Genomic DNA, 20,029 nt, shown 5'->3' with positions numbered 1-20,029 from the left:
CGGTTATGTGGTCTTGCTGAAGCCGAAAGACCCGTTCGAGCCGAGTAGCCGCCCTCTTCTGGCGGCGTATCGAGGCTGTGTCGGCGACTTTGTCGTGGCCCTGTCGGCGACTTTGTCGTGGCCCTGTCGGCGACAGTGTTCGCTGTTGGCTCCGAACGCCGCTCCGGCTACGCGAGGGGCCCATGAAGCTGCAAAACCTCGTGACGCGCGTTGCCGTCGGACTGATGTGCGGAGTCACGGCGGCGGTGGGGCAAGAACACACCGCCGTGCACGGCATCGCCATGCACGGCACACTCAAGTATCCTCCCGACTTTGCACACTTCGAGTACGTCAACCCGCAGGCCCCGAAGGGCGGGTAAGTTCGGCAGGCGACGGTCGGCACGTTCGACAGCTTCAACGGCTTCATCATCAAGGGCAATCCCGCCGCCGGCTACCGACGGGTCGGGTAATCTGCGGGAGAACATGCGCCAGGCCAACGAGATTCTCCGCGCCGCGGGTTGGAGCCTCGACCCGAAAACACGCCAGCGCACGCGTCCTGGCCTTCGAGATCCTGCTGAACACGCCCTTGTTCGAACGCATCGCCCTGCCGTTCGTGAAGAACCTCGAGCGGCTGGGAGTCCAGGCGTCGGTGCGGACCGTATCAAGGACCCCGTGGTCGACGCTCTCGTCGAGCAGGTGATCGGGGCACCGGACCGGCAGGCGCTGGTGACCCGTGTGCACGCGCTGGACCGCGTCCTCCAGTGGGGGTTCTGGGTGATTCCGCAGTGGTATCTCCCATTCGACCGCATTGCCTACTGGGACAAGTTCGGCCTTCCCGCCGTATAAGGTTCCATCCGGGATTCTCGCGCGTCCGGCCGAAGGGGTGGGAACGTCTGAGTATGGGTCTTATGTCAATTACCCCGTTTGTGCGGGCTATCCGCTCGGCGAACTCGGCGGGCTGCTCGCGCAGGGTGACCAGCAGATCGTCGGGAACTTCGTCGACACCCGGGCCATACGTCTCTCCTTCGCGGCGCACGGGAGTGTACACCACGACCCTGGCGAGAAGAGGGCTCCGGCTGTCCGCCGAGGGTTGCGCCCGTAGAGCCGACGCACGCGTCGCCTCTGCGGTACGGTTCACTGGCCGATTTATTGCGCCCCCCCTGGAGGTTGCCGCCATCGGGACCGGGCGTCGAGGACGGGAAACGCCCCGGGGTTCCCTGACCGGGCAGGCCCGTCGGTCGGTGAAACAGTTGCCGTGCCGGCATTCAGCCCGGTGTCGCCCCGAAGAAGCGGCGCGGGTTGTCGATGAGCATAACGTCGATCTTCGTCTGCGGTACGCCGGCGTCGCGCAGGGCGGGAATGATGTTCTTGAACAGGTGTGTCGGTTTCCAGTTGGCGAGGATATCGCCGATAGGCGCCGGGCGGCCACGCCAGCACCAGACCGAATCGTGCGACACCACGATTTGCCGTTCGCAGCCGACACCGAGCAATCCGATGAGCGCCGCCTTGCGTACGCGGTCGGGTTGCATGACTTCGATGCCGAAGCGATCGAAACCGATGAAGGCGCCGCGATCGAGCAGGTCGAGGTGGTAGCGCAGGTCGGCGCTGCCGCAGCAGTGGCCGACGATGACCCGGCTCGGGTCGACGCCCTCGTTGGCGAAGATGTCGATCTGTTCGCGGCCCATGGTGCCCTCGTCGGTGTGGGTGGTGATGCGCGCTCCGGTGGTGTTGGCCGCGCGCGCGGCGGCACGCAGGACCATTTCCTCGTAAGGCGAGATCCGGTGGGCCCCGGTGGCGACTTTGATGATGCCCGCCCTGATCCCCGTATCGCCGATGCCGTCGGTCAGCTCCTTCACGAAGCTCTCGGTCATCTCGCCGACCGCGTCGCTGAACTGGGCGCGAAAGCGAAAGTAAGCGGGGGTGCCCATGTCTTCCTTGTAGAGACCGGTGGCGCAGACGATGTCGACCCCGGTGGCCTGCGACACCTCGGCCATCAGCTCGACGTCGCGGCCAAGGTCGATGGGGCAGGGATCGAGCAGCGTGTGCAGGCCGAGCGACTTGAGTTCCAGCATCCGATCGATGCAGAGCTTGACCAGGTCGCGGCGCGCGACGCCGGTGGCGGCGGCGTCGGCCTGCCAGCCGGGCCAGCCGACCAGTAGGTGTTCGTGCATGAGAGTGATGCCGAGGTTGGCGGCGGGCCGTGGCCCGAGCACGGTGTTTACGGTGGACATGGTCGTTCCTCCTGACGCCGCTTCACGCCCATAACGGCGGCGACAAGGCAAGGGGCCGCCGCGGTGCGGGGCTTTGGCGGCCGGTTGTGGCCTCCCGGCCGAGCGGAGCGAGATTGACGACTGCCTGCTGACTACGGCGATTGCCTGGAGAATAATGCGGCCAAAGAGGGCTGCCGGAAGGACTTGCATGAGATCCCGTGACGTCGACGCGGCAAAGCGGCGCAGGGCGAGGCCCCAGCGCCCGTGTCCGCGTTGGGCCGCAACGGCAGTAGCGGTTACGGCCTGGACTCTGCTCACCCATCCGGTTTTCGGCGCGCAGACGGTGACGCTGCGGTCGCGGGCGTTTGCGGAAACCTCTCCGGTCAGACAGTTCCAGCCGCTGCTGATCGAAGCGCGGCGCGTCGCTGCCGAAACGACGCGGCAGTGGGGTGACGAAGATCACGATCTCGCGGCGTGGGGGCCGGCTCTGGTTTTTGCGTCCCTCGATGCCGAGGTTTCCGACGACGTTGCGGTGAAACTGGCCGCGCCGCTGGAGCAGAAGGCCCCGGCTGGCGCACTGGCGTTTCGTACACTCGGTCTCTATGCGGCGAAGAGCCGCGTACCGTTCGTGGATACGCCGACTCTCCTTGCCACGATCCGCCGCAACCTCGGCGCGCTGACCGCCGTCGCCGAGTCGACGACGCCGGCGTCGATCGGGCCGCCGGTTGCCGGTTGGGGCGCCTTCGGGGTACGCGCATGGGTGGCGTATCTGCAGCTCCTCTACCGCGACTACGGCGAACTCGGCGATCCCGACGCGGGCCGCTGGAGCGCGGCGGGAGTAGCCGCCGCGCGATCCGTGCTCGATGCGCCGCGCGGCGCCGGCGGCGGTTTCCGGGGCGACGCTCCGCCCGAGGAGCGCCACCTGTGGCCGAACGTGCTCGCCATCTATGTTCTGGCGAAGGCGTACGAGAACGAGGAGGACGTCCGCTACGAGACCGGCGCACTCGCGGCGGCGGCCGCACTGGAGGAGCTGCGCCAGCGCGATGGCAGCTATCGCCTGGGCACGCAGGAGGCGCGGAGCGACGCGCGTGCGAACGCCTTTTTGACCGGGGCGTTTCTGCAGTTGTTCAAGAACACGGGCGACACCGCGTATCGCGACCGTGCCGTGGGCATCCTGCGCTGGCTCGGTCGGCCGGAAATCTTCGGCCCACTGCCGGCCGCTACCAAAGCGCAGATCGGATACGTGCTCCTGCTCGCCGACAGCCTCGCCACACAGCGCTTCGAGAACATTCTCGGGCGGCGGCCGATGCGAATCGGCGGCGCGCCGCCGGTGCCGGCGGTGTCTGCCATGGCGGAGAAGCTGCGTCCCCGGGACTTCCCGTACCGCGAGATGTTCGATGGCATCCTCGGCACCCTCGTCGAGCACGCGCCGTTCGCCGGCGGTGCCTTTGCGTACGACTACGGGGACTCGCCCGGCTATGCCGCCGAGGTGCTCCTCGCCGGCGGCAGTACCTCGGTGCCGGCCGCGATCGTTGCCCGTCAGCAGCAACTCCTGTCGGGCATTCATCTGCACGACCTCGATGAGATGGCCTTCGGGGCCGCGGCCTTGCAGGCGGCCGTCGATCGCGCCCCGGACCTCGATGCGGCGGCCGCCGAACGGGCGTTGCGCCGCTACCTGCTCGTGTCGGCGGCGGCGGCGTTTCTGGAGGGTGGCTACTGCGAGCGGATCGATCGGCTCACCGGCGGGGGCGGGTACGACTACGGGCCTACCGTGATCGGCGCGCAGATGGCCGGGACGCAAATGAAATACGCGGCCGGTCGACCGGGCCAGCTTGTGTTCGGGCTGTTCGAGCCGTTGAACGTGGGGCGCCGATTGCTGGCCGGGGCGGATCGCGTGGCATGGGACGCGGCGCGGCGTGTGTACCGTGCACGTGCGGGCGAGGAGGTCGTGTCGGTGTTGCCCAATGCGATGATGATCGTCGAGCTGGTGCGAGCACACCGGCTGACGGGCGACGCCGGGTATCTGGCGCGGGCGCGCGAGGCGGCGCAGGGGCTCGATGTGCTGTGGGACCCTGTCCGGGGCGCGTTCTTTGCGAACAGCGAGCAGACCGGCGCGGCGGGGTACGAGTCGTTGTCCACCAACAGCTACGCGGCGCAGGCGTTTCTCCACCTGGCACAGGCGACGCAGGACGCCGAGTATCGCCGGCGTGCGGAGGCCGTGCTCGAGTTCATCCGGCGCGATCTTTACGCGGACGGTGTGGCGTACCACCACGTGTATCGCGGCCGGCGTGCGACCGGAGACATCTGGTGCGTCGGGTGCAACTGGCGGGTCCTGAGCGTGCTGGCGGAGTCGGCGGCCCCCGCCCGCAACCCATGACCTGACCAGGCGTGCCTTTGGGAGGGCGAGGCTCCCGCCGAGCCGTCCTCGGACCGACGCGGCTCGGCCGTAGCCTCGCCCTCCCCATCCGATTTCTTCGTGCCGCGCGCGCCAACTCGGAACTCGTAAATCAGCGCGGGCTGCCGCCCGCAACCCATTGCGGATTGCGGAATGCGGATTGCGGAACTCATGAATCCCTCATCCGCAATCCGAAATCCGCATTCCGAAATTCTTCGCGCCATGCGATCAAACACGGAATTCGTAAATCAGGGTATCCGCGCCGCCGGGCAGGCCCGGTCCCAGGTAACCCGGGGGAAGCGACACCGTTGCCGGCACGTTGGCCGCAGTCGGAACTCGCGGGCGCCTATGCCGGGGCGGGTACGAGAGTGACACGAGTGTCCGTCGGTGCCGCCGGCGGGGTCAGCGGATGCTCGCGTCCGGCCGCCCAGTCGGCGACCCGATCGCCGTAGTGAGGCGAACGCGGCCAGCCGCTTGCTCCGCCGGCGATCGAGTAGGTGGCCGACCATGGCTCGGCCAGATCGACCGTGAAGCGTACCACTGGACCGACCCCGGGGTGCAGGCGCTCCCGGTCCGAACGCAGGAACTGCTGCTTGAATACGGTCTCGTTGCCGCCGCCGATGCCGAACGGGGAACTGTTCAGCACCGCGCCGAGGACTCCTCCGCCGCCGCCGGCGAAGGCGTGCTCGAGGACGAATGGTCGCGCACGACCCCACTGCCACTCGTCGAAGTCCGTTCCATACTTGCGCTCGCCTTCGGCCACCGCATCCTCGAAGGCCAGCCGGAAGATGTCGGCCCGGCTCTCGGCCGCAGGCGTTCCGACATCGTCCCATACAGGGTCGCTGTCCGGGCGTGTCCAGAGCCACTGCGCATCGGCTTCGAACTGTACCAACGCCTGCACCCACCGCCACACCTGACCGGCGGCACCGCCGGGAACGTCGTCGGCGAGTGCGCGGTCCAGTAGAGCGTTGCTCCACAATATGAAGAGAGTCGGTACGGGAGACTGCGGGTCCATGCTGCCGTCCCAGGCGCAAAGACGCCGGCGTGCGGCGACGACTGCCTCCGAGCCGGCGCGATCGGCGCAGAAGTCAGCCTCGATCCGGGCGCGAAGGGCCGGCCAGTTGGCTTCGGCGCGGTCGTGCGCGATCGCCGCGGAGTCGGCCGCCGTGAGCCCGCCGTTGCGGCGGCCGGTCTCGATCAGGCCGGCGATGCGCATGAAGCGATTGGGCGCCGTGGCGTCGTTGTTGTAGCTGGTGGGAAAGCGGTTCGAGGGAATCACCTGGCCGTTCGCCGTGACGAGCCAACCGCGGGCCGGGTCGGTTGCCGCCGGCAGGTCGGATTTCGGTACGAAGCCGGGCCACCGATAACGCTCGAGCCAGCCGGGAACCGGGAAGGTGCCCCGCCAACCCGGTCGCAGTGGGAGAACGCAGGGGCTGCGGTAGCCGATCGAACCGCCGCTGTCGGCGATGACCCAGTTCTGACAGCCCTGGTCCATACCCGCGAGTGCCGCGGCGACCTCGCCCGCGTTGCGCGCCCGGCTCATTGCCGCGGCGGCGTCCAGGTCTGTACCCCGGCCGACCGGCGCGAGTCGGATGGCGGTCAGCGGTATGCGACCCGCGACGAACGGATCGAGGTCGTTCATCAGCGGTCCGTCGCGGGTGAGACGCACGGTCACATCGACAGGCTCGGCACCGTGGATTCCGAAGCGTTCGGTGCGGTAGCCGAACGGCACGAACGTGCCCTCGACGTCGTACCCGGCCTGGGTTGCGCCCTGGCGCGTTTCCGACCGGGCGCGGTGCACGACCAGATCCTGGCGGTCGACGTGGTTCGTGGTCGTTGCCCATGCGACGCTGCCGTTGTGACCGATGGCGAGGCGGTGCAGGCCGGCGATGGTGAAGCCCGCCACCCGAGTGCCGGGATACTCGAGATCCACACCCCAGAAGATCGGCGGATTGGTAAACGGCAGGTGCGGATCGTTCGACAGCACCGGTCGCCCCGATCGCGTCCCGCTACCGGCAGTTACCCAGTTGTTGCTCGCGCTGCCCGGTTGGGCGAGCAGGGGTAGCGCGGCGAACGCGAAGCCCGCCGCCGGCTCGACGGCAGCACGCCGGGCGGCCGGGTCGAACGTATCGTGCCGGCCCTCGGCGCAGCGCTCGGCCAGTTCGGCAGCCAGCTCGGGCACCACTGCCGGCGGTGCCGGGTAGGTCTCCGGACGCAGGTCCTCCGGAGGCAATGCGTACGTCGAGAACTCGAGATCGGTCGGCCAGACGCGCTCCATGGCGTCGAGACCGTTGCCGCAGGCGATTACCAGACGTCTGATCTCGCGGTCGGCATTGCCGCTCAGTCCGTGCATCAAGAAGAGGTAGATGGCGGTCGAGTCTTCCGGGGCCCACGGTCGGATGCGCTCGATACCGAGCAGTCGATGTTCGAGCGGCAACGGCCCGGACTCGATCCAGGCGTTGACGCCCTGTGTGAAGGCGGCCAGGGCGGCCTGCTCCTGCGGGGTCGCACCGGCGATCAGGATCGTGGCGTGGTCGCGAAAGCCGAGGAAGCGGTGCAGCCGGTCGAGGTCGAGTGTGGTGCGTTCGCCGAGCCGGCGATTGCCGAGCAGTTCGGCCAGTTCGCCGCGCGCCATGTGCCGGGTCAGGTCGAGCTGTGCCATCCGGTCGCGGGCCATGACATACCCCTCGGCGAGGAGCGCGTCGTGTTCGTTGGCGGCGACGATGCGGGAGAACCCGTCGGATTTCTGCGTCACCTCGACCGGCGCCAGCAAGCCGGGTACGGCGAGGCGTTCGCCCCGGCGCAAGGTCGGATAGTCGGGGGCAATCAGGTAGCGGGCCAGCGGCCAGACCTGACATCCGGCGCTCGCGGTGACGAGAGCGAGGATGACGGCAATGCGAACACGGCGGCAATCGACAAGCGGCATACACGACTCCTGCCTGCGCATGTTTCCCTTTCCACCCCGCAAGAGCTGGACGTACTCCCCGAACCGGCTATCGGGCTGTCGGTTCTCGATCATAACAACCCCCCTCTACCGAAATCCAGGCAGCCCTTCGCCGAAGTCCGGGTGGAACGCGCGCGCCGCGCACGTTGGGCGGCGTGGCGGCGAATCGCACTGCCGAGAGGGGGCCTCACTCGCACTCTTGTGGGATCGGGGTTACTCTGGCGCCGGAATGAAAAGCCCAGTTGAAGACCCGAGCGTGAAAGCCACGCCGGAACCCGCTCCGGCGTCGATCGATGCCGGCGGGTTGCGATTCGCTTGGGGCAACCCAACACGATGGAAGGCGAGCTGGCGCGAGGAGTCGCTGCGCCGCCATCTCGACCGGCCGCTTGACGAGCGACTTCTTTCCGCGCTCTCGCTGGTGCTACGGCGAGCGAACCGTGAAGAGCCATCGCGCTGAGCTGCCGAGGGCTCTCCTGGAGCGCATCGTGGGAGTGCTCCGGAGCCACAAGGTGTACGACGCCGCGTTTACCGGCGCCGTGGCCGTCGGTGTTTGGGCGGCGCCGCGCCAAACGAAAGACCTGGATCTCTGTGGTTCGCTCCCGTCCGAGGAGGTCGACCGGCTCCTCGCCCTGCGCGACGGCATCCGCTCCGGGGCCGAGGATCTGCCCGATATCGTCCGATTCCGCGTCGACGACTGGGACGTCGATCTTTTCGTGAGCAAGGGCGCTTACGATCGCGAGTGTTTGCGCCGGGCGCTGGCGGTGGAGATCGACGGTGTAAGCGTCCGCGTCGTCACCCCCGAGGATCTTCTTCTCCACAAGCTGGTCAAGCTACGCCATGACCGCAAGCGGCTGTTGCAGGACCTGGCTGACATTCGCGCCGTCCTCGAAGCGCAGGGCGGTCGGCTCGATTGGGAGTACCTGCGCCGATGGGCGCTCCGAGAGGAATGGGCGTGGCTGAAGGATGTCCATCGCTCGACGGACGAGCAGCTTGTGCGCGGCTTGCCCGGGCGCAGCGCCTGATTCGCGGGCCGGATGCGCCGACTTCACCGATCCGCGACGGCGGGCCAAGCGTCCACCCCGGCTGCCTCCGGCCCGCCGCCGGAGCAGGCGCCCCCCTGGCCGAAATCCAGATAGAAGTCCAGGTGGAACGTGCGCTCCGCGCGCGTTGGAACCGTCCCCGGGGGGCTGGAGTACGCGCGGGATTCCGGGTACACCCAGCGGCTGCAAAGGAGGTTTCCCACCATGCGCGAAGCAGTCATCGTCGATGCCGTACGAACCCCTCTCGGGCGAGGCAAGGAGAACGGGGCGTTGCACGGGTGGCATCCCGTCGACCTTGCCGCCGAACCGATCAAGGCGTTGATGGGGCGCACGGGTATCGACCCGGTCCTCGTCGAAGACGTGATCATGGGTTGCGTGATGCAGGTCGGCGAGCAGGCCGTGAACGTCGGCCGCAACGCCGCTCTGGCGGCGGGACTGCCCGAGAGCGTGTGCGGGACGACGGTCGACCGCCAGTGCGGGTCGAGCCAGCAGTCGTTGCACTTCGCAGCCCAGGGGGTGATGGCGGGTGCCTACGACGTCGTGATCGCGGCCGGGGTCGAGTCGATGAGTCGGGTGCCGATGGGCGTCAGCACCGCCGTCGCCGGGCAGCCGTTCGGACCGACCATGCTGCACGATTACTCCCGCAAGAATCTGTACGGCCTCGGCGGCTTGGTGCCGCAGGGGATTTCCGCGGAAATCATCGCCGAGCGGTGGAAGCTGTCGCGGCAGGAGCTCGACGAATTTTCGGTGGGATCGCATCAGAAGGCCGCGGCGGCGACGCGCAACGGTTGGTTCAAGAACGAAATCGTGCCTGTGGAGATCACGCACGCCGACGGCAAGAAGGAGTCGGTTGCGACCGACGAGGGCATCCGGCCGGATAGCAGCCTCGAACGGCTCGCCTCGCTGAAGCCGGCGTTCAAAGGCGACGGCGTGATCACGGCCGGCAACTCCAGTCAGATCACCGACGGGGCCTGCGCGGTCCTGGTGATGGACAAGCAGAAGGCGCTCGATCTCGGACTGCGTCCCCGAGCGCGCTTCCGCGGTTTCGCGCTCGGCGGCGTCGACCCGGTGATCATGCTAACCGGCGTGATTCCCGCGACGCACAACATCCTGGCGCGTTCGAAGATGAAGATATCCGACTTCGACGCGATCGAGGTGAACGAGGCGTTCGCGCCGGTGGTGCTGGCCTGGGCGAAGGAGTTCGGGGCGGACCTCGCGAAGGTCAACCAGGAGGGCGGCGCGATTGCGCTCGGTCATCCGCTGGGATGCAGCGGGGCGCGCCTGATGACGACGTTGCTCAACACGCTGGAGCGCACGGGCGGTCGTTTCGGTCTGCAGACCATGTGCGAAGGCGGCGGCATGGCCAACGCGACGATCATCGAGCGCCTGGATTGAGGCGGGCCGGGGGCCCTGGTCTTCGTCATGTAGCGCAGAGGTCTCCAACCCCGTCAGGAACTCGTCTGCCGCTTTGGCGGCCGCTCCGTCGGCGTCAGCCTGCCCATTCGCGACCAGGAATCCGATATACGCCAGGAATCCGGCGATCTGGAAAATTCGCTTCACGGTCTCGTTCTTACGCGGATGGCGGCCAAAGCTGAACATCGTGCCGCTCAGGCGCGGCTCGCTCTTGGCCGTCGTCTGAAGCGGAGTTAGACTTCATACGCTTCGCGACGGTGCCGAATTCGCACGACGTCGACCAATCACCGGCGATCGTCTACGCCGTAAACGATACGGTAGTCACCGACGCGGACGCGCCAGAGGTTCTTGGGACCACGGAGCTTGCGAAAGCCGGCGGGGCGTGGATTCGTCGCAAGCATCGACGGGCTTGCGACGAGACGACCAACGATCGGTGGATCGAGTGCCTCCAGCTCCTTTCGCGCTGATCGAGCCAGGACGACCGCATAATCAGGCATTGCGCCGCAACTTGCCTGCTCGATGGAGCCGGCGCTTCACAGAGGCGAGCGTCTCCCGGGCCTCGTCCTGACGGCTCCTCGCGACAGCGACGTCGAAGAAGTGCTCCCAGACATCGGAGTGGCGCTTGAGGTCGATGACCACTGCCGTCTTCTCGCCGTGGGCGTCGATCACGAACTGAACACCCTTCATGTTTCCAACCTCCGGTCCGAAGCCTACCGCGCACGGCCGATCGAGTCTAACGCTCGGCATCGGCGGCGGCGCGCAGCGCCATCCGCTGCATGCTGTTAGACAGCCCCTTTCGATGGTGCATCGGATCTTCGCTCTCCTGCCGGTGTCCCGAACCGCGTCCTGATGTACTCCCGGGCGCTTTCGGGAGGCAGCTTCGCCGTTCCCGGGCCGCTCCGCACGAAGAAGTCGCCCTCTGGCGCGGCATCGAGCGCCTTCCACTTGAGGAAGACCGGCTCGGGACTGCGCTGACAGCTCACCACGCACACGGTCTTGCCCCGCACGACCTGGCACCTGGGATCGATACAGGTGCCCGCACGATCACCGAGACCGTTGCGCACGACCTGGGCGAGGTGGCGCATGAATTTGTCGTCGCTTTCGAGCTGGTCGCGCTCGATGCCGACAATCTTTCCGTCGTCTGCGACGCCGATCAGGAGGTCGCCTCCCTCGGTGTTCAGGAAGGCAGCGATGGTCTTGAGCGCCGCGTGGGTCACGCCCTTGTCGTCCTGCCGGTCATCCTTGAGGCTCCAGCGCAGGGTGGACTTGAACTCCAAGGTCTTCGACTCGCCCCGTTTGATCAGTTCCTCGGCGTTGCGGTGGGCGCGAAGGTACTGATCGAAGAGGAAGTTCTTGACCGCTTCACCGAACGTGCGGTCGTCGGTGATGCGCTTGTAGAGCTCGAAGTTCGAGTCGACGATCTCCTGGATCACGTGCTCGACCTTCTGGTCGAAGGTGAGCCGCACGTTCTCCCGCGTGTTGACGCGCGCGGCGGCGTCGAGCGCGGCGTCCTCGTCGAGCTTGTCCATCATCTGGCCGAGGGTCACTCGATGCTCGGGCCCGAGGTTCAGGCCGAAGCGCTCGTTCAGCTCGGCGATGATGCGCGAGAGGGTCTCCAGTTCCTCGGGCGCCGTGCCGTGGGGCGTGCGGCTCCCCGCCGGGTCGAGCACGCCCGGCTTACGTTCCAGCGCGATCTTCCCGCTGCCGGTCCGCTGGATGCGGTACGACTCCATGTCGATGTTCTGCTGTACTTCGCGCGGCAGCGTCTCGCGGTCGGCGGGCAGAAGTCGGCGCAGGTGACGAGCGAAGACGTAGAGCTTCTCGAGGTCGGCGTCGGCGAAGGTGAGGACCTGCGCGAGAAAAGCGTAGAGCCGCACGTAGTCTGTGAGCTGGCCGCGGAAGTCCGCGCGCTCGTCATCCCCGAGCCCGTTGAAGCGCTCGACGACGGGCGCGAGCACGGCGTAGAGCCGGTCCTGCGTCGCCCTGGCGTCGAAGTAGACCCTGGCGAACGCCTCCACGTCGGCCTCGGTGTAGACCGGGAAGGCGGCGAGGCGGGTCTGGATCTCGTAGAGCAGGTTCGGGTCGGTGGCCTCCGAGAGTAGCGTCGTCTCGTAGTAGGGCTCGAAGGCCGCCTGGATCTCCTCGGCCTCGTTGGCGAAGTCGAGCACCAGCGTGCCCTTCTTCTCCGTGCCGAAGGTGCGGTTGAGCCGCGACAGCGTCTGCACCGCGTTCACGCCGCCGAGCTTCTTGTCCACGTACATCGTGTGGAGCAGCGGCTGGTCGAAGCCGGTCTGGAACTTGTTGGCGACGATCAGGAAGCGGTACTCGGGGCGCTCGAAGGTCTTCGCGGTCTGCGCCTCGGGGAAGCCGTTCATGTTGGCTTCGGTGTACGACTGCCCGCCGTCCTGCACCGTCCCGGAGAAGGCCACCAGCGCCTTGAAGGCGTAGCCGCGCTCGGCGAGGTAGCGATCGACCGCGAGCCTGTAGCGCACCGCGTGCAGGCGCGAGCGCGTGACGATCATCGCCTTGGCCTTGCCGCCGATCTCGCCCTGCGCCTGCGCCGCGAAGTGCTCGACGCAGATCTTCACCTTCTCGCCGATCGCGTGCGGGTGCAGCTCGACGAACGACTTGAGCAGGTACTCGGCCTTCTTCTTGTCGTAGCGCGGGTCGGTCTCGACCTTCTTGAGCAGCCGCCAGTACGCCTTGTAGGTCGTGTAGCTCGCCAGCACGTCGAGGATGAAGCCCTCCTCGATCGCCTGGCGCATGCTGTAGAGGTGGAACGGGCCGAACTTCCCGTCGGCGCGCTTCACGCCGAACAGCTCCAGCGTCTTCGGCTTGGGCGTGGCGGTGAAGGCGAAGGTGGAGAGGTTGGGGAGCCGCCCGCGTCGCTCCATCTCGGCGAGAACCGCGCTCTCCAGCTCCTCCTCGGCCGTCGCCGCCCCGGCCTCCTCCGCCTCGGCGGCCTCCAGCGAACCCGAGGCCAGCACCGCCTTGAGGCTCTTCGTGCTCTCGCCCGACTGCGAGGAGTGCGCCTCGTCCACGATCACGGCGAAGCGCCGGCCCGGCAGCTCGCCGATCTCCTTCGCGATCACCGGGAACTTCTGGAGCGTGGTGACGATGATCGTCTTCCCCGACTCGAGCGCCTCCTTCAACTGGCGCGAGGTCGTGTCGATGTTTTCGACCACGCCGAGCGTCTGCTCGAACTGGCGCAGCGTCGTCTGGAGCTGGCGATCGAGCACGCGGCGGTCGGTGACGACCACGATCGAGTCGAAGACGCGCCGGTCGCCGGCATCGTGCAGGGTCGAGAGCTGGTGCGCGAGCCAGGCGATGGTGAAGCTCTTGCCGCTGCCGGCCGAGTGCTGGACGAGGTAGCGCTGCCCCGCGCCGCGCGCCCGGGCGTCGGCGACGAGTCTCCGCACGCAGTCGAGCTGCTGGTAGCGCGGGAAGATGAGGAAGCGCCGCCCGGTCTTCCGTCCCTTCTCGTCCTCCTCCTCGACCTCGTGGATGAACTGGCGCACGAGGTCGAGCACGCTGTCGCGCGACCAGGTCTCCTCCCAGACGTAGGCGGTGGCGTAGCCGTTCCGCGTGGGCGGCACGGGCGGGTTGCCGGCGCCGCCGAACTTGCCCTGGTTGAAGGGCAGGAAGCGCGTCCGCGCGCCCGCGAGGTGCGTCGTCACGTAGACGAGGTCCGGATCCACCGCGAAGTGCGCGAGACAGCGGCCGTAGGCGAAGAGCGGCTCGGGTCCGCGACCCTCGCGCGGGTCGCGGCCGGTCTTGTACTGGCGGATCGCGTCCTCGACGTCCTGTCCGGTGAGCGGGTTCTTCAGCTCGGCGGTGAAGATCGGGATGCCGTTCAGGAACAGCACGAGGTCGAGGCTCTTCTCGTTCCTCGCGCTGTAGCGGAGCTGGCGCACCTCCGAGAAGAGGTTCGCCGCGTGCAGCCGCCGCGTCTCCTCGTTGAGCCCGCTCGCGGGGCGGAAGTACGCGAGCCGGAACTTGCAGCCGGAGTCCTTGAGGCCGTTCCGGAGCACGTCGAGCGCGCCGCGCCGCTCGATCTCGGCGGCGAGGCGCTTGAGGAACTGCTCCCGCACCGCGTCCTTGCCGTGGTGCTGCTCGAGCTTCTTCCATTCCTTCGGCTGTGTCGCAAGGACGAAGTCCACCACGTCGCGCGGGAGCAGACAGAGTGTGCGGTCGTAGTCCTCGGGTTTGCGCTTGCGGTACCCGCCGGGCGGGTTCTCGCCGTAGGGCGGCGACGTCTCGCGCACGGCGGTCGCGTCACCCGCGCAAGCGTCGGGGCCGAACTGGAGCAGCCCGCACTCGATCGCCTCCTCGAAGGCGCGCTCGGAGATGTCGGGGGTCATGGCGCAAGTCCTGTCGTGAGCCTGTCGCAAGTCGTGTCGCGAGTGTGTCGCAAGTTCACGCAACTCCCTTTCCCGCAACATATTCCAGCCGATTGGTCTGACCCTCGGTCGCCAGCAGGCCCTTCTCGACCAGGGTCTTGAGGTCTCGCTGCAGCGTCCGACGGTTACTCCCGGGGCACAGCGCCTCGAACGCCTGGATCGTGAGCCGCCCGTGCTCCATCACGTGACCGAGCGCGAGCGCCTGACGGTCCGAGAGTCCGTGCTGCCGTGCGAGAACGTCCCGGCGGATGGTCCGCTCGCCACGTGCCTTCACCTCGTCGAGCTGGGTGGCGAGCCCCTCCGTGAAGAACTCGAGCCAGCCGGTCAGGTCCATGCCCCGCTCGCGCACGCTCTGGATCGCCCGGTAGAAGGCCGGGCGGTCGCGGTCGTAGAACTCGCTGATCGTGAAGAGCCGCTTGAAGTCGTAGCCCGCGCGGTAGAGGCAGAGCGTCGAGAGCAGGCGAGACGTGCGGCCGTTGCCGTCCAAGAACGGGTGGATGTGGACGAGTTGGAACTGCGCCGCGCCGCTCGCGAGCACGGGGTGGACGCCGCCTGGCTCGTTCATCCATGCCACCAGCTCGCCCATCAGGATCGGCACGTCGTGGGCCGGCGGCGGCGTGTACACCAAGGCCCCGGTGGCCGAGTTCACGACGTAGTTCTGCACGCGCCGGTACTCGCCCGGAGCGGCCGCGCCACCGCGCACGCCCTCGACCAGGTGCTTGTGGATCTCGCGCACGAGCCCCTCGGTGACGGGGCCGCCGTGGCCCAGGTAGCCCGAGACGAACTCGAACGCGCGGCGGTAGTTCAAGAGTTCGCGGGCGTCGTCGGGGTCGGCCTCGGGCACCGTCTCGCCCGCGAGCAGGCGCTCGGACTGCTCGAGGGTGAGCTGCGTCCCCTCGATGTGGGTCGTGTGGTGCGCCTCGAGCAGCAGTGCTCGCTCGCCCATGCGCCGGATCCAGTCCTCGGACAGCTTCGCCGCCTCCAGAAACCCGCGCGCCCGCTCGATGCGCGTGAGGGCCGCGGTGATCGGGTGCGTGACGGTGAAGCGGGGAGCGAAGCTCATGCGGCTTCCTCCCGCACGTCGATTTTGCCCGTCACCGCGGCGGAGATGAGCGCGGTGCGGAGCTCCTTGAGGCGAGCGATGGCGTCGCGGACTCTGGCGATGAGGGTGTCGATGCGCGCAATCTCTCGGTCGAGGAACGCGGCGATGGCGCGCTGCTCGGGAGTCGGTGGCAGCGATGTCGGCGTCTGGGCCACAAGGTCGAGCTCCAGGCTTTCGACCGTAGCGCCCTCCTTCTTCCACTCAACAAGAAGCTCTCGCTGCATGCCTGAGACGAACTGCGCCAAATAGTCCGACGAAAGAGTGCCACTGGGTATCAACGCCTTCAGGTCCTGATTCAGCGTCATTTCGCGACCTGCAATCGCAACCGGGATGCTATGAACGAGGATCCCGGACCTGACGACGACCAACACCGCTCCTTTGGGCACGAGCTTCGTCGCACTCTCTCGCACAGCTTCCGACGTGATCTTGTCCTCGGTCTCCTCGACGATCCACACCTTCATGTCCTTGGGCGACACCCAAGGGATGTCCCCACGCCAGTAGTCGAGCTTGTCCTTTGTCGGCGTACCCCCGCCTCGGAACTCAACAAGCCTCTTCAGTCGCTTCACCTCCCAATGCGCCGGAATCTCCCCCAGCCACTCAACGCCGGAGTCCTTGTAGGCCGGGTACGGCTTGAAGCGCCGCAGCGCGCTCATCCCCACGGTCCTCCCGGCGGCCACGTGCCCGTGGTCGCCCGCCCGCTGCGGAGGTCGTCGAGCACCGGCGAGAGGAATGCGTCGAGCGTCCGCGCGCACTCGCCGGCGAAGTCGGCCCGCACGTCGATGCGCGCCCGTCGCGCGAACGCACGCACTTGCGCCGGGCGCGAGGGGTTGTCCCAGTAGTCGCGCGTGAGCGCGATGGGCTGTGCCTCCGGCACCGGTGTTCGGCGACGCGCGAACGTCCGTCGCATCGCCTCCGCGAGCGTCGCACGATCGAATTCGAACCGAGACGCGAGGTGGTGCAGGTCGAAGAAGTCCTTGATCCGGCTGTTGCGGTCGCCGAGCACGACCACCGCCTCGCGCGGGTAGGCGAGCAGCTCCGGCGCGGGGAAGTCGAGCAGGGTCGGGTATGTGCAAATCTGTGGCGCCGGCCATACGGCGTCGCCGAGTCCCATGTCGATCTGCAGCATGAGGCGCGCCTTCCCGCAGCGCGCTGGCAGCGTGGCCCGCGTTCCGGCGTACTCGTCCTCGGCGCGGATCGCCTCGATGCGGATGCGCGCGCCGTCGAACTCTACGGCATCCACCGGAGTCGGAGTCGCGACGATCGCGCGGAGGTCCTCGAGAATCGCGTCGAACGCGCCATCGCCCCGGCGCAGCAGGTCAGGGTCGAGAGTGGCCCGGTACGGCCGGTCGGACCAGAGCCGCAGCAGCATCGCCCCCTTGAGCGCGAAGCGCTCGCGACGATCGGAGACGGCCAGCCGATAGAGGAAGCGCTCGAGGCAGTAGCTCGTGAGCAGGGTTTGGTAGTCGTCGCCGGTCTGCCTGGCCCGGTTGAGCAGGCGTGCAGCGACCGAGGCGGCGAGGTTGGTCTTGCCCGTCATGCGATCGCGTCCAGGTAGGGCTGCATGACGCGCGCGACGCGGCAGATCCGCGCGAAGCGGGCCAGCTCGGTTGCTCCGCCACGGCGCTTGCGACTGTAATCGCGCAGAGCCTCGACCGCGACGTCGATCCCGATCTTGTTGCGGTACTTGAAGCAGTCGGCGACGGTCTTCGCAGCCGAGTAGACGCGCAGGGTGACGCCCTCCACGCGGCGCTCCTCGATGCCCTCCGTCAGCGCATCCCCCGCAAACCGGGCGATCCTCAGTGTCGGGTAGTCGAGCCGCGGTCGGCGCGCCTTTTCGGGGAGAGCGACCCAGACCTCCGCCGGGGACTGGGTAGTGAGACCGTGGAGCCGGAGCGCCGTGAGCAGGCAGAAAACCCCCTCGGGAACGCGCTTGGCCACCTGCGCCAGCGTGTGCTCCGCGGTGGGCGCATGGTGGGCCGCGACGTAGATTCCCCGCGCCTCGCGTCGCACCAGCCCCTCCCGCACCAGGCGAGAGAGCTGCGCCCGGGTGATGCCGCGCGCATCGAGGTCCTTGGGGCGGGCGAGCCCGTGCTTTTCGATCAGCCGCAGCGCGCGCTCCTTGCCAGTTCCCGACATGGTACCGGCATGATACGAAACGTCGGGGGTTATATACAAGCCCCGACCTTTCGGAACTGCCCGTCGTGGCAAAACGTCGGCACCTGCGCGCAAGTGCCGACGTTTTGCCACATCTACGATCCGGTGCTCGCCCCCGTCACCTCCGCCAGCATCCGCACGATGTCGCCCTCGATGGCCCGGATGTCGGCCTCGATCTCCTCGAGGGGCCGGGGCGGGGTGTAGCGGTAGAAGTAGCGGTTGAAGTTGATCTCATAGCCGATGAGGCCGATTCGGCCGTCCTTGGGGTCGCGCTTCGCCGTGTCGATCCAGGCGTCCGGCACGTGGGGCTTCACCTCGCGGTCGAAGAAGGCGCGGGTGCTGGCCGGCACGCCCTCGGCTTCCGCGGGATCGTCACCGGTGGGTAGCGGAACGCTCTCCGTGTCGCGCAGCTCCGGATCGGGCTCGGGGTTCCCGTCGGCGTCGCGGCAGATGGCGGCTGTCTCGTCGCGCTCGGAGAGCGCTGACAGGATCGCCTTGCGGGCCGGCGCCGGGAGCTTCTGGCCCGCCTTCCGGACGGCGGCATCGAGCGCGCCCTTGAACTCGTCGCGGTCTTTGAACAACGTGCCGGGCAGGCCGCTCAGGAGCTTGCGGACAGCATCCTGCAGCGCGCGCCCCTCGGCCTGCTCCTTCGCTCCCGCAGCGCTCTTCTTCTTCGATTGCGCGAGCGACTGGAACCCCTTTTCCTCCTCCAGCCGCGCCATGCGTTCGGGCGTTGCCTGGAAGTTGAGCCGCAGCGGCCGCTCGACGGTGATCTTGCGGAACCCGAAGTGCGTGGTCGGGAAGATGCGGCTGACGACGACCTCTTCGTCCTTGCCGTCCTTCGCGATCCGACGCATCTCGCCATCCTCGAACTCCGCGAGGAGTTTCACGATGTCCTGCGCCTTCTCCGGCGGGATCTCGCGGCGCTTGTCGCCGAGGCTCTTGCGCATCGGCACCCAGTACGACGTGGCGTCGATGAGCTGCACCTTACCCTTGCGCGGCGGCGCCTTGCGATTGGTCACTACCCACACGTAGGTCGCGATCCCGGTGTTGTAGAAGAGCTGCTCAGGGAGCGCGATCAGGGCTTCGAGCAGGTCGTGCTCCAGGATGAAGCGGCGGATCTCGCTTTCCCCGCTGCCGGCGTCGCCGGTGAAGAGCGGCGAACCGTTCATGATGATGGCGATGCGCGAGCCGCCCTCCTTCGGCTCCTTCGCGTGCGCCAGCATGTGAAGGAGGAAGAGGAGCTGACCATCGCTGATCCGCGGCAGGCCAGGCGCGAAGCGGCCAGAGGCGCCGCGTTCGTGCTCGGAGCGCACGGCATCTTCGTCGCGCTTCCAGTCCTTGCCGTAGGGGGGATTGGCGATCAGGTAGTCGAAGGACCGGCCGGCGTGCCTGTCGTTGGAGAGCACGGTGCCGTAGGCGATGTTGTCGGCATCGCGTCCGGTCGGGTCCTTCATGAAGAGGTCCGACTTCGAGACCGCCCAGGTCTCCGGGTTCACCTCCTGGCCGAAGAGGTGGATCTCCGCGTTCGGGCTGATCGCGGGCCGCAGCAGCTCGCCGTTCTTGCGCAGGCCGACGGTGATGTGCTCCTTCGTGATCATGAGCATGCCGCCGGAGCCGCAGCATGGATCGTAGACCGTGCAGACGATCCCTTTGCGCCGGATGCGGTCGGAGTCGCCGGCCAGCATCAGGTCCACCATGAGGTGCACCACGTCGCGCGGGGTGAAGTGCTCGCCGGGGTTCTCGTTCAGCGCCTCGTTGAACTTGCGGATCAGCTCCTCGAAGATCGTCCCCATCGTCGGGTTGTCGATCCTGTCCGGGTGCAGATCCACGTTCTTGAAGCGCTCCAACACCTGGAAGAGCAGGCCGGCCTCGTCGAGCTTGCTGATCGTGTTGTCGAAGTCGAACTTCTCCAGCACCTCGCGCATGTTCGGGCTGAAGCCCGCGATGTAGTTACGCAGGTTGGCTGCGAGGTGCGGCGCGTCGGCCAGCAGTTTCTCGAAGTCGTAGCGGGACGTGTTGTGGAAGGCGAAGCCGGAAGCGCGTCGGAGCTGTGCGTCCAGGTCCTCGAGCCCCTTGCCCTTGAGCTGCCCCTGCCGTTCGAGGACTTGTGCTTTGGTATCCGCCAGGACGCAATCGAGGCGGCGCAGCACCGTGAGCGGCAGGATGACGTCCTGGTACTTGCCGCGCTTGAAGGTGTCGCGGATGAGGTCGGCGACGCCCCAAAGGAAGCTGACGATCTCGCTGTGGTTCACGCGTTCACCATACGGTCGCTCCTCGCATTGGCGTCGCTTCGTTGGGGCTGTCTACCGCCCGGAACTCACGCGCGGCGGGCACGAGGGGCAGCCTCAATCCGGCAGAATGGCCCGGTGCCCGCCGTCGCGTGCAGTGA

Annotated in this window: 14 protein-coding genes; 5 read left to right on the top strand and 9 right to left on the bottom strand. The window is 67.6% G+C overall.

Going from position 1 to position 20,029, the window contains the following annotated elements:
* Nucleotides 1-182: 182 nt before the first annotated feature.
* Nucleotides 183-359, top strand: a complete 177-nt coding sequence (locus tag L6Q96_21885; GenBank protein MCK6557201.1) for a hypothetical protein — start codon at nt 183-185, stop codon at nt 357-359.
* Nucleotides 360-651: 292 nt separating this feature from the next.
* Nucleotides 652-825: a hypothetical protein gene (locus tag L6Q96_21880; protein ID MCK6557200.1), complete on the top strand. Its 174-nt coding sequence runs from the start codon at nt 652-654 to the stop codon at nt 823-825.
* A 419-nt stretch (nt 826-1,244) separates the two neighbouring features.
* Here L6Q96_21880 and L6Q96_21875 read toward each other — a convergent pair whose 3' ends face one another.
* On the bottom strand, nt 1,245-2,210 hold the full coding sequence (locus L6Q96_21875; protein ID MCK6557199.1) for a phosphotriesterase-related protein: 966 nt from the start codon (nt 2,208-2,210) through the stop codon (nt 1,245-1,247).
* Nucleotides 2,211-2,397: 187 nt separating this feature from the next.
* Between L6Q96_21875 and L6Q96_21870 the strand changes: the two genes are divergently transcribed.
* Complete coding sequence (locus L6Q96_21870) at nt 2,398-4,566, top strand: hypothetical protein (protein ID MCK6557198.1); 2,169 nt, start codon at nt 2,398-2,400, stop codon at nt 4,564-4,566.
* Between the two features lie 364 nt (nt 4,567-4,930).
* On the opposite strand, the gene L6Q96_21865 is transcribed toward L6Q96_21870, so the two are convergent.
* Nucleotides 4,931-7,603 (bottom strand): penicillin acylase family protein, encoded by a 2,673-nt coding sequence (locus tag L6Q96_21865; protein MCK6557197.1) that lies wholly within the window; start codon nt 7,601-7,603, stop codon nt 4,931-4,933.
* A 362-nt stretch (nt 7,604-7,965) separates the two neighbouring features.
* Between L6Q96_21865 and L6Q96_21860 the strand changes: the two genes are divergently transcribed.
* Together L6Q96_21860 and L6Q96_21855 are read left to right on the top strand one after the other, a co-directional pair.
* Complete coding sequence (locus tag L6Q96_21860; protein MCK6557196.1) at nt 7,966-8,550, top strand: nucleotidyltransferase family protein; 585 nt, start codon at nt 7,966-7,968, stop codon at nt 8,548-8,550.
* 222 nt (nt 8,551-8,772) lie between these two features.
* Nucleotides 8,773-9,963: a thiolase family protein gene (locus L6Q96_21855; protein MCK6557195.1), complete on the top strand. Its 1,191-nt coding sequence runs from the start codon at nt 8,773-8,775 to the stop codon at nt 9,961-9,963.
* Between the two features lie 507 nt (nt 9,964-10,470).
* On the opposite strand, the gene L6Q96_21850 is transcribed toward L6Q96_21855, so the two are convergent.
* The 7 genes from L6Q96_21850 to L6Q96_21820 all read right to left on the bottom strand — a co-directional run bounded on the left by L6Q96_21850 (nt 10,471) and on the right by L6Q96_21820 (nt 19,892).
* Nucleotides 10,471-10,668, bottom strand: a complete 198-nt coding sequence (locus tag L6Q96_21850; GenBank protein ID MCK6557194.1) for a hypothetical protein — start codon at nt 10,666-10,668, stop codon at nt 10,471-10,473.
* A gap of 95 nt (nt 10,669-10,763) precedes the next feature.
* The gene (locus L6Q96_21845) at nt 10,764-14,342 is read right to left on the bottom strand and encodes a putative DNA binding domain-containing protein (GenBank protein MCK6557193.1); all 3,579 of its coding nucleotides are present in this window, start codon (nt 14,340-14,342) and stop codon (nt 10,764-10,766) included.
* Between the two features lie 55 nt (nt 14,343-14,397).
* Nucleotides 14,398-15,444: a Fic family protein gene (locus tag L6Q96_21840; GenBank protein ID MCK6557192.1), complete on the bottom strand. Its 1,047-nt coding sequence runs from the start codon at nt 15,442-15,444 to the stop codon at nt 14,398-14,400.
* Nucleotides 15,441-16,136, bottom strand: a complete 696-nt coding sequence (locus tag L6Q96_21835; GenBank protein ID MCK6557191.1) for a restriction endonuclease subunit S — start codon at nt 16,134-16,136, stop codon at nt 15,441-15,443. The genes L6Q96_21840 and L6Q96_21835 overlap by 4 nt, the downstream gene beginning before the upstream one ends.
* Entirely contained in the window at nt 16,133-17,020 is an 888-nt protein-coding gene (locus tag L6Q96_21830) for a nucleotidyl transferase AbiEii/AbiGii toxin family protein (GenBank protein ID MCK6557190.1), read from the bottom strand. The genes L6Q96_21835 and L6Q96_21830 overlap by 4 nt, the downstream gene beginning before the upstream one ends.
* Nucleotides 17,017-17,619: a type IV toxin-antitoxin system AbiEi family antitoxin domain-containing protein gene (locus tag L6Q96_21825; GenBank protein MCK6557189.1), complete on the bottom strand. Its 603-nt coding sequence runs from the start codon at nt 17,617-17,619 to the stop codon at nt 17,017-17,019. Before L6Q96_21825 ends, L6Q96_21830 begins: the two co-directional genes overlap by 4 nt.
* 113 nt (nt 17,620-17,732) lie before the next feature.
* Nucleotides 17,733-19,892 (bottom strand): type I restriction-modification system subunit M, encoded by a 2,160-nt coding sequence (locus L6Q96_21820; protein ID MCK6557188.1) that lies wholly within the window; start codon nt 19,890-19,892, stop codon nt 17,733-17,735.
* Nucleotides 19,893-20,029 lie beyond the last annotated feature (137 nt).

The organism is Candidatus Binatia bacterium (genome assembly GCA_023150935.1).
GTDB lineage: Bacteria > Desulfobacterota > Binatia > HRBIN30 > HRBIN30 > JAKLJW01.
Note: the sequence above shows the minus strand (reverse complement) of the source record. Positions and strands in the feature narration are given on the sequence as shown.

Coding starts and splice junctions, on each gene's coding strand:
- L6Q96_21885 (MCK6557201.1), top strand. CDS start 183: ATGAAGCTGCAAAACCTCGTGACGCGCGTTGCCGTCGGACTGATGTGC.
- L6Q96_21875 (MCK6557199.1), bottom strand. CDS start 2,210: ATGTCCACCGTAAACACCGTGCTCGGGCCACGGCCCGCCGCCAACCTC.
- L6Q96_21870 (MCK6557198.1), top strand. CDS start 2,398: ATGAGATCCCGTGACGTCGACGCGGCAAAGCGGCGCAGGGCGAGGCCC.
- L6Q96_21865 (MCK6557197.1), bottom strand. CDS start 7,603: ATGATCGAGAACCGACAGCCCGATAGCCGGTTCGGGGAGTACGTCCAG.
- L6Q96_21855 (MCK6557195.1), top strand. CDS start 8,773: ATGCGCGAAGCAGTCATCGTCGATGCCGTACGAACCCCTCTCGGGCGA.
- L6Q96_21850 (MCK6557194.1), bottom strand. CDS start 10,668: ATGAAGGGTGTTCAGTTCGTGATCGACGCCCACGGCGAGAAGACGGCA.
- L6Q96_21845 (MCK6557193.1), bottom strand. CDS start 14,342: ATGACCCCCGACATCTCCGAGCGCGCCTTCGAGGAGGCGATCGAGTGC.
- L6Q96_21840 (MCK6557192.1), bottom strand. CDS start 15,444: ATGAGCTTCGCTCCCCGCTTCACCGTCACGCACCCGATCACCGCGGCC.
- L6Q96_21835 (MCK6557191.1), bottom strand. CDS start 16,136: ATGAGCGCGCTGCGGCGCTTCAAGCCGTACCCGGCCTACAAGGACTCC.
- L6Q96_21830 (MCK6557190.1), bottom strand. CDS start 17,020: ATGACGGGCAAGACCAACCTCGCCGCCTCGGTCGCTGCACGCCTGCTC.
- L6Q96_21825 (MCK6557189.1), bottom strand. CDS start 17,619: ATGTCGGGAACTGGCAAGGAGCGCGCGCTGCGGCTGATCGAAAAGCAC.